The organism is Vibrio sp. 378 (assembly GCF_033339435.1).
Genome location: NZ_JAWOUO010000019.1, coordinates 42,872 through 51,724 on the forward strand (window position 1 = coordinate 42,872; position 8,853 = coordinate 51,724).

Annotated in this window: 8 protein-coding genes and 1 pseudogene; 2 read left to right on the top strand and 7 right to left on the bottom strand. The window is 44.3% G+C overall.

Annotation, left to right across the window (positions count from 1 at the left end):
• Positions 1–164 precede the first annotated feature (164 nt).
• Positions 165–704: a PadR family transcriptional regulator gene (locus R7Q48_RS21865; protein WP_005382791.1), complete on the top strand. Its 540-nt coding sequence runs from the start codon at positions 165–167 to the stop codon at positions 702–704.
• A 70-nt stretch (positions 705–774) separates the two neighbouring features.
• On the opposite strand, the gene metF is transcribed toward R7Q48_RS21865, so the two are convergent.
• From metF to R7Q48_RS21880, 3 genes are all read right to left on the bottom strand, one after another.
• Positions 775–1,677 (bottom strand): methylenetetrahydrofolate reductase, encoded by a 903-nt coding sequence (gene metF / locus R7Q48_RS21870; protein WP_005381345.1) that lies wholly within the window; start codon positions 1,675–1,677, stop codon positions 775–777.
• Positions 1,678–1,939: 262 nt separating this feature from the next.
• The gene (locus R7Q48_RS21875) at positions 1,940–4,348 is read right to left on the bottom strand and encodes a bifunctional aspartate kinase/homoserine dehydrogenase II (protein WP_149191983.1); all 2,409 of its coding nucleotides are present in this window, start codon (positions 4,346–4,348) and stop codon (positions 1,940–1,942) included.
• Positions 4,349–4,363: 15 nt separating this feature from the next.
• The gene (locus R7Q48_RS21880) at positions 4,364–5,524 is read right to left on the bottom strand and encodes an O-succinylhomoserine (thiol)-lyase (RefSeq protein ID WP_017821741.1); all 1,161 of its coding nucleotides are present in this window, start codon (positions 5,522–5,524) and stop codon (positions 4,364–4,366) included.
• Positions 5,525–5,749: 225 nt separating this feature from the next.
• On the opposite strand from R7Q48_RS21880, the gene metJ reads away from it, so the two are divergent.
• Complete coding sequence (gene metJ, locus R7Q48_RS21885) at positions 5,750–6,070, top strand: met regulon transcriptional regulator MetJ (protein ID WP_005381353.1); 321 nt, start codon at positions 5,750–5,752, stop codon at positions 6,068–6,070.
• Positions 6,071–6,183: 113 nt separating this feature from the next.
• Here the strand turns inward: metJ and R7Q48_RS21890 are convergent, their stop codons facing one another.
• The 4 genes and pseudogenes from R7Q48_RS21890 to R7Q48_RS21905 form a co-directional block, all read right to left on the bottom strand.
• Positions 6,184–7,461, bottom strand: coding sequence for a malic enzyme-like NAD(P)-binding protein (locus R7Q48_RS21890; protein ID WP_005381358.1), 1,278 nt, complete (start codon positions 7,459–7,461; stop codon positions 6,184–6,186).
• Positions 7,462–7,667: 206 nt separating this feature from the next.
• Positions 7,668–8,144, bottom strand: coding sequence for a bacterioferritin (bfr, locus tag R7Q48_RS21895; protein ID WP_005381359.1), 477 nt, complete (start codon positions 8,142–8,144; stop codon positions 7,668–7,670).
• A gap of 93 nt (positions 8,145–8,237) precedes the next feature.
• Positions 8,238–8,426 (bottom strand): (2Fe-2S)-binding protein, encoded by a 189-nt coding sequence (locus R7Q48_RS21900; RefSeq protein ID WP_005381360.1) that lies wholly within the window; start codon positions 8,424–8,426, stop codon positions 8,238–8,240.
• 331 nt (positions 8,427–8,757) lie between these two features.
• Positions 8,758–8,853, bottom strand: a pseudogene (locus R7Q48_RS21905) (elongation factor Tu); the annotation flags it as partial.

The window sequence follows — 8,853 nt, forward strand, 5'->3', positions numbered from 1 at the left end:
CCTTGATGGGACTCCCCATCTCTCTAGGTGATAAACGGCTTTAAGGTGACAGGACCAACATTGTTGGTGCTACTTATACATTAAAAAACTCAAGTGCCAGTAAGAGCGCAGCTGAAAGTATAAGTAGCTTGTTTACAAGTTTATTGACCATTTGGATTGAAGACATGTCATTACCACACGTAATCTTAACTGTTCTTAGCACTCGCGACGCAACCGGTTACGATATCACTAAAGAATTCTCTGCTAGCATCGGTTACTTCTGGAAAGCAAGCCACCAACAGGTGTACCGTGAACTCAACAAAATGGCTGAGAAAGAACTGGTTACTTGCGTATTAGAACCCCAAGAAGGCAAACCAGACCGCAAGGTTTACTCCATTACAGACGCTGGTCGCAGCGCTTTAGGAGAGTGGTTTGATCAACCAACTGCACACCCAACAGTTCGTGATGAGTTTTCAGCGAAATTGATGGCATGTGCCGTTCAACCTGCGGCTCCATTCCGTGACCAACTCGCCGAGCTAGTTGAAGAGTCTCGCAAACTGGTTTCTCACTACAAAGAAATTGAAGCGGCTTACTACGCAACGCCGTCAACTTTAGATAAACAAGCTCGCCTAGAACGTCTAACGCTTCGCCGTAACCTTCTGTTACGTGAAACTTGGATCACTTGGGCAGAAGAAGTTCTAACTGAACTTGAAGTGATTGGTTAAACTCCTTTTGCTTTGATAAAACGAAAAAGGCTTGCCACTTGGCAAGCCTTTTATCTTTTTGAAACCAGATTTACGCACCGACTACTGCGCGAGGACGAACACCCAACGTATGGCATAACGCGTAAGTCATCTCTGCACGGTTTAGTGTGTAGAAGTGAAAATCCTTAACTCCTTCACGACTCAGTACACGCACCATATCAATAGCTTGGCTAGCTCCTACAAGCTGGCGAGTCACCGGATCATCATCCAAGCCATCGAATTGTTTGCTCATCCATCCTGGTACTTTCACGTTGTTCTGTGCCGCAAAGCGAGACGCTTGCTTAAAGTTCGATACAGGCAAAATTCCTGGCACAATTTCTACGTCAATTCCTGCCGCTACACAACGGTCACGGAATCGCAGGTAAGACTCAACGTCAAAAAAGAACTGAGTAATAGCACGGTTTGCACCTGCATCTACCTTACGTTTTAGGTTCAATAAGTCAGACTGTGCGCTTTTAGCTTCAGGGTGAACCTCAGGGAATGCTGCAACGGAGATATCGAAATCGTGGCGTGATTTCAGCAGCTCAACCAAATCCGAGGCATACATATCAGGCGCACCGCCACCTGGAGGAATATCACCACGCAGAGCGACGATATTTTCAATACCATTGTTCCAATAATCATCGGCAATATTAATCAACTCTTCACGAGTCGCATCAATACAAGTGAGATGGGGAGCGGCAACCAATCCGGTTGTTGCTTTAATTTCTTTAATGATGGAGTGTGTTCTGTCACGCTCGCCGGAGTTCGCACCGTAAGTCACAGAAACAAATTTAGGTTGAAGCGTTTTAAGACGGTGCACTGAATTCCAAAGTGTTTCTTCCATCTTAGCGCTGCTTGGCGGAAAAAACTCAAACGATACATTGATGTTATCTGATAACTCAGCAATATTCTGGTTCAAGGCGTCGATATGGCCTGCGTGCGTATATCCCATCTTACTCTCCCTGCGGCACTCCGCCACGAAAACAAATCCTTAAAATCGACGTTTAGACGTCTATATGTCTACAGAATGTATTGAATACGATTTAATGTCAACCTTGTAATTATGAATTTTTCTCAAGTTAATAATGAAGATAGTTCAAGTTTCTACTTGAGCATCATCTCGCCATTTTGCACGGGTTATGACTTCAGTATGGCACTGATAGGGGAATAAAAAACCCTGGATTAATTCCAGGGTTTTTAGGTCAATCGCAACTTTAAAATAAACCAGCCAATCGGTTGAGGTCGGATTGAATAGCGCCGGCTGTCACTTCTCTGCCTGCGCCTGGTCCTCGAATGACCAGAGGGTTATCTTTGTACCACTTGCTCTCTATGGCAAAAATGTTATCGCATGGCAATAAGTTGGCGAGCGCGTGCTCACGAGATAACGCTTCGACTCCCACCGTTGCTTTACCATTTTTTTCTAAACGCGCCACATAGCGAAGCACTTGATCGTTTCTCTGTGCTTTTGTCAGACGCTCTTGAAGTATTTCACTCAACAACGCTCCATTATCGAAGAAATCATCTAAGCTCAGTTCTCTTAATTCTTCTGGCACCAAAGACTCAACTTTAACGCTGTCTGGTTCTATATCTAGGCCCGATTCTCGAGCCAAGATGACTAACTTACGCATTACATCGGAGCCATCTAAATCAGAACGAGGGTCAGGTTCGGTTAACCCTTGCTGCCAAGCAAGATCGACTAAATCATTAAATGGCACAGAACCATCAAACTGTTGGAACAGCCATGATAGCGTCCCCGAGAAAATACCCGATAGAGCGACGATTTCATCCCCACTTTCACGAAGATCTCGCACGGTATGGTTTATCGGTAACCCAGCACCAACCGTTGCGTTGTATAGCCAATGACGACCAATTTTAGCGAATGCATCTTGAACCTGATGGTAGTACTGACTATCTGCGGAACCGGCCACTTTGTTGGCGGAAATCAAATGAATGCCTTGCTGTGCGATTTCTACGTAGCGCTGAGCCAAATCTTTACTCGCGGTAACATCAAGCACGACGGCTTCATCGTAGCTTTTAAGCGCTCCCAAACGTGCCAGCCAATCCCCATTGTTTGCTATGCTTTCATCATCAAATCGTTCAGCAACACTCACCGCCTCAATACCTTGCTCATCGAACCAATAGGTTTGGCTATCCACAACCGCGACAAGATCAAAGCTCATACCATGACGTTTTTCGAGCTCACTTTTTTGCGTCGCAAATAAATTTAACCAACTAGAACCAATATTACCCTTGCCACATAAAGCCACTGCCACGCGTTTTTGCGCTTGGAACAACTGGCTATGAATCGTTTGAACCAACGCCTCGGTATCAGTACGGCGCAAAACAGCGACTAGGCTCAGCCCTGAGTCTGTTTCAGAGATAAATTCTACCGGAGAGTGCTTTAGCTTCTGATAAAAGCCAAAGCAATGATTGGCGTTTTTCGTAACGCCTGCACCTACCGCAGCTAAGAGCGAGTAACCTTCTTTTAGCTTAATTTCTGCCTCTACCGCAAGCTCTTGCAAGTGTTTCAATGCACCACCGGCGATTTCTGCGGTGTAAGCCAAGCGTAGCGTATGCTGATCGGATTGAGCTTCAAATGCCAATGGCTCTAATTGCGCGCGCTGCAACGCTTGTAATACATCACTCTGTGTTTTTTCGAAGTCGTGCCCATGCATGAAAGACAACTGCACCAATAAAACATCATCCAGTGAAGTAATAATTTTAGCGCCACGACCAGATGCCAATACACGCTCAATACGAGTAGAACCCGACTCTGGCAGATAGCTACACTTGAGATTAAGGTCCATGGTACTTTGCGCCACAGGCTGAAGCGTACGACTGTGTAGCACTGGGGCAGCTAAGCGAGCAAGTTCACTGGCTTCATCCAATCGAAGTAACGGTAATAAACAAGCGTCAGACACCAAACGTGGATCGGCACTATAGACACCAGCAACATCACTCCAAATCGTGACAGTACTGACTTCAGCAAGCGCGCCTATGACCGTTGCAGAATAGTCAGAGCCGTTACGACCAAGTAGGATGGTTTCTCCTGCCTCGTTCTGAGCCATAAAGCCAGTAATTACCACACGTTTATGGTTATGCTGCGCGAGGATCTCTTTAATTAAAGGGTATGAACGAGCGCGATCAACCTCTGGTTGAGTTCCCGCTTCTGCACGTAAAAACGCTCGTGCATCTTGTGCAACCGCAGGGATAGAACGTTGAGATAATAACGCGGCCAATAGGCGAGCAGACCATACTTCTCCGTGTCCCAGTACCGCAGCTTTTTGCGCATTAGTGAGTGGTGCAGTTAGCTCCGAGAGAGTACTGAACTCATCATGTAATAAAGCTAACAGCTCTTCTTTTGCTTCACTCTCCAACAAGCTTTCTATTAGCTCAGTTTGGAACTGTCTCAAGCTTTGAAGCGCTTCATGCGCAATTCGGCCATCTTTACTTAACCCTTCCAAAAACTCAATCAAGCGGTTAGTGGTTTTTCCTGCAGCAGATACGACCACAAGATCATTTTCTGTCGAATACTCCTTGAGAATACCCACAACGCGTAAGTAGCATTCTGGGTTTGCTAAGCTACTGCCACCAAACTTATGCAGCTGACGTTGTACAGTCATTGTTATCGTCTCCTATTACTGGGTAGCTTTAGCGAACGCTTGTTCTAAATCTGTGATGAGGTCTTGTGCATCTTCCAAACCGACAGACAAACGCAATAGTTGATGAGAGACCCCAGCCTCCGCCAGCGCCTCCTCACCCATTGCACGGTGCGTCATGGATGCCGGGTGGCAAATCAAACTTTCTACACCACCTAATGATTCAGCTAATGAAAACAGTTGGAGCTCTTTCACAAACACCTTTAACTGCTCAAACGAACCAGCAAACTCAAAACTCAACATAGAGCCAAAGCCCGTTTGCTGCTTTTTAGCGATGTCATGACCTGGATGTTCCGGCAGGCTTGGATGATAGATAGTTTTAACTAACGCTTGTTTCTGTAGGTAAGCCAGTACCTGCTGTGAGCTCTCTTCATGAACTTTCATACGAGCACCAAGCGTACGAATACCTCGCAGTGTCATGTAACTATCGAAAGGTGTGCCCGTTGCACCAATACAATTGCCCCACCATGCAAGCTCTTCTGCATGCGCTTCTGTGTTGGTGATGATTACCCCACCAATTACGTCCGAATGACCGTTGATGTACTTTGTTGTGGAGTGGATAACAAAATCCGCACCTAGCTCTAAAGGTTTTTGGTACACGGGTGTCAAAAAGGTATTGTCCACCGCAACTAACGCGCCGACTTGTTTCGCTTTTTCACAGGTAGCTGCAATATCCACTACGCGAACCAGAGGGTTTGACGGAGTTTCTAGCAAAATGAGTTTTGGTTTTTGTGCCAATGCAGCATCTAAAGCCTGTTCGTCTGATTGATCGACAAACTGAACCTTAAAATCGCCTTTGCTAGCTCGGGTATTAAAAAGACGATAGGTGCCGCCATAACAATCGTGAGGAGCAATAATGAGATCATCTGGGCCGAGAAAAGCGGAAACCCATAAATTTAATGCCGACGTACCGCAGTTAGTAACAACCGCTCCTTTTCCAGACTCAAGTTCAGATAGCGCACTTTCCAACAGTCCGCGGTTTGGATTACCAGATCGTGTGTAATCATACTTGGGCACTTCACCAAAAGCAGGAAAACCATAGTTAGTGGAAAGATAAATAGGTGGAACGACAGCATGATATTGGCTGTCTGATTCAATACCAGTGCGTACTGCAATGGTCGCAGGTTTGCGAGTGCTCATGGGTGTATCCTTTCACGGGTAATGACTTCTAAATAGGAATGCGCTATATCTAATGAGTAACATAAAGTGATCAACACGCTTCCTTTGCTGTTATGTTCACTTTACTCGTCAAAAAATGAGACGTCAACACTTCTAGACGTCTATATGTCTTTGCTTATGGCGGTAAATGCAGCTAAAATCAGCACCTAAATTATTTTTAACCGATTACATAAATGAAGGTGTGCAATGGCTGACTGGAATGGCGAATACATTAGCCCATATGCAGAGCACGGCAAAAAAAGCGAACAAGTAAAAAAAATTACCGTCTCTATCCCGCTAAAAGTTTTAAAGGTGCTAACTGATGAGCGTACTCGCCGTCAGATCAATAACTTACGCCATGCAACCAATAGCGAATTGCTATGCGAGGCATTTTTGCACGCGTACACAGGTCAGCCACTTCCGACAGATGAAGACCTTCGTAAAGACCGTCCTGATGATATTCCAACAGAAGTAAAAGCGCTGATGACGGAAATGGGCATCGAATTTGAGTCATTCGACGAAGAATAAAAAAGCCTGATAAGAGGTTTCAGGTAATAACTCTTGCCTCGAGCCAAATGAATGACATAAAAAATGGGACGCAATAGCGTCCCATTTTTTATGTATCACATCTGAAAGATATATTACTCTGCCATGTAGTTTTCAGGCATCTCGATACGAGCTACACCTGAATTAACCGCCGCCTGAGCAACCGCTTTTGCAACACGTGGTAGCAAACGTGAATCCATTGGTTTTGGAATAATATAGTCCGCACCAAACTCTAGCTTATCAACACCTGCAGCCTTCAATACGGCTTCAGGTACAGGCTCTTTTGCTAGCTCACGAATCGCCTCAACGGCTGCAAGTTTCATTTCATCATTGATTTCACTTGCACGCACATCAAGAGCACCGCGGAAAATGAATGGGAAACACAATACGTTGTTAACTTGGTTAGGATAATCACTACGGCCAGTACCCATGATCAAGTCATCACGAACTGCGTGAGCAAGTTCCGGCTTGATTTCAGGATCCGGGTTAGAACATGCGAATACGATTGGCTTATCTGCCATCAACTTCAACGCTTCCGCTGGCAATAGGTTTGGACCAGATACACCTAGGAACAGATCTGCACCTTCAATCACGTCTTCTAGTGTGCGCTTATCTGTATTGTTCGCAAATAGCTGCTTATATTCATTAAGATCATCACGACGAGTGTGAATCACACCTTTGCGATCTAGCATGTAGATTTTTTCGCGCATTGCGCCGCATTTGATCAGAAGCTCCATACACGCTACAGCGGCAGCGCCAGCGCCAAGACAAACAATTGTTGAATCTTCAAGTTTCTTACCTTGAAGTTCGATTGCATTCAGCATACCCGCTGCCGTTACAATAGCAGTACCATGTTGATCATCGTGGAATACTGGTACATCACAACGTTCAATCAGACGCTTTTCAATCTCAAAACAGTCTGGTGCTTTAATATCTTCAAGGTTGATACCGCCAAAAGTGTCTGCAATGCTCGCAACAGTATCAACAAATTCATCGATCGTGCGGTGCTTAACTTCAATATCAATAGAATCAAGACCTGCAAAACGCTTAAACAGTAACGCTTTACCTTCCATCACTGGCTTAGATGCAAGTGGACCTAGGTTACCTAGACCTAGAATAGCGGTACCGTTAGAAATAACAGCAACCATGTTCCCTTTTGCAGTGTACTTGTACACGTTATCCGGGTTTTGTGCGATTTCACGCACTGGCTCTGCAACACCAGGGCTGTAAGCAAGGGCAAGATCACCCGCCGTTTCCGCAGGCTTTGTCAGTTCGACAGCAATCTTTCCTGGAGTTGGATAAGCATGGTAATCCAATGCTTTTTGGCGATGTTCTTCTTCTGGAGTGGCTGCTTGGTGGTTGTCTTCAGACATGGACGTTTCTCTTTTTTATTTTTAGGTAAGGGGGCATAAATTCTATCGGATAGAAATCAAACTTCATAGGCAAGATTGCGAGCAATATCCTTAAAAAGCCGATAATAAAAGAGATTAGACCAGATAACGGGGTTAAGCACCTGATTTTCGAGTCAGGTGCTCTTTCTTCTTACTATTATTGGAGTATGCAAACTCAGAAAGTATCGTTACTCTTCGTCCACGTATTGCGCTTGGAGATAATTCTCAATACCAGACATTTCAATCAAGCCAAGTTGCGTCTCTAGCCAATCAACATGTTCTTCTTCATCTTCAAGAATATCTTGGAAGAGATCTCGAGACACATAATCTCGAATGTCTTCAGCGTAGGCAATCGCATCTTTTAAATCTGGAATAGCCGCCATTTCAAGCTTTAAGTCACACTCGAGCATTTCCTTGGTATCTTCACCAATCATCAACTTACCTAAATCTTGTAGGTTCGGTAGGCCTTCAAGGAACAAAATACGCTCAATTAGATGATCGGCATGCTTCATCTCATCGATAGATTCGTGATATTCCTTGTCTGCTAGGTGCTTTAAGCCCCAGTCTTTATACATTCGGGCGTGAAGAAAATACTGATTAATAGCGACGAGCTCGTTACCGAGCACTTTATTGAGATGTTGAATGATGATTGGATCGCCTTTCATGACAAAACCCTCCTCTTTGGCTTCATTTAAATGTAGAAGCAAATGAGAAGGTGTCAAAATGTAAGGCAAATAATTACTGCATACTTACAGCAATTAGCTGGCTTGTTTAAATTCCGTGTAACTAGTTTCCGCTAAAATTTCCTTGGCCTGTCTGATGCACTTACCACATTGGCTGCCCAATGCCGTGCACTTTTTGATTCCTTTAATATCTGTTACGCCTTCATCTATCGCCAACTTCCTAATTTTTTTGTCGGAGACACCATGGCAAAGACAAACGTACATACTCAAAAAACCTATAAAACTAATCTGTGACAAACAATATAAACAAGAATAGTTCTTGTTACCAGTCGCATTATGGTGTCCGCTCAGAATATTTGGTTATAACGATTTTACCGCAGCAGGAAAAGATCAAAGGGTTAAGAGGGGTGAGTAAAAGCGTTAAGAAATAAATTCGGTAAAACTCTGTTTTTAAATCGAAAAAGTGACGTCTTTTATTTCAACACTTATAACTAAATGTAATCTAGAAATGAAAAAGGGAAGCCTAAGCTTCCCTTTTCGATGCGCTTTCTTCAAAAAGAAGAACAGTGCAAGATTTCGTTTAATTCGTTATGAATTAGTCGAAGATCTTAGCTACAACACCAGCACCTACTGTACGGCCACCTTCACGGATCGCGAAACGTAGACCTTCGTCCATTGCGATTGGTGCGAT

Coding starts and splice junctions, on each gene's coding strand:
- bfr (WP_005381359.1), bottom strand. CDS start 8,144: ATGAAAGGCGATCCAATCATCATTCAACATCTCAATAAAGTGCTCGGT.
- R7Q48_RS21890 (WP_005381358.1), bottom strand. CDS start 7,461: ATGTCTGAAGACAACCACCAAGCAGCCACTCCAGAAGAAGAACATCGC.
- R7Q48_RS21880 (WP_017821741.1), bottom strand. CDS start 5,524: ATGAGCACTCGCAAACCTGCGACCATTGCAGTACGCACTGGTATTGAA.
- metF (WP_005381345.1), bottom strand. CDS start 1,677: ATGGGATATACGCACGCAGGCCATATCGACGCCTTGAACCAGAATATT.
- R7Q48_RS21875 (WP_149191983.1), bottom strand. CDS start 4,348: ATGACTGTACAACGTCAGCTGCATAAGTTTGGTGGCAGTAGCTTAGCA.
- metJ (WP_005381353.1), top strand. CDS start 5,750: ATGGCTGACTGGAATGGCGAATACATTAGCCCATATGCAGAGCACGGC.
- R7Q48_RS21865 (WP_005382791.1), top strand. CDS start 165: ATGTCATTACCACACGTAATCTTAACTGTTCTTAGCACTCGCGACGCA.
- R7Q48_RS21900 (WP_005381360.1), bottom strand. CDS start 8,426: ATGTACGTTTGTCTTTGCCATGGTGTCTCCGACAAAAAAATTAGGAAG.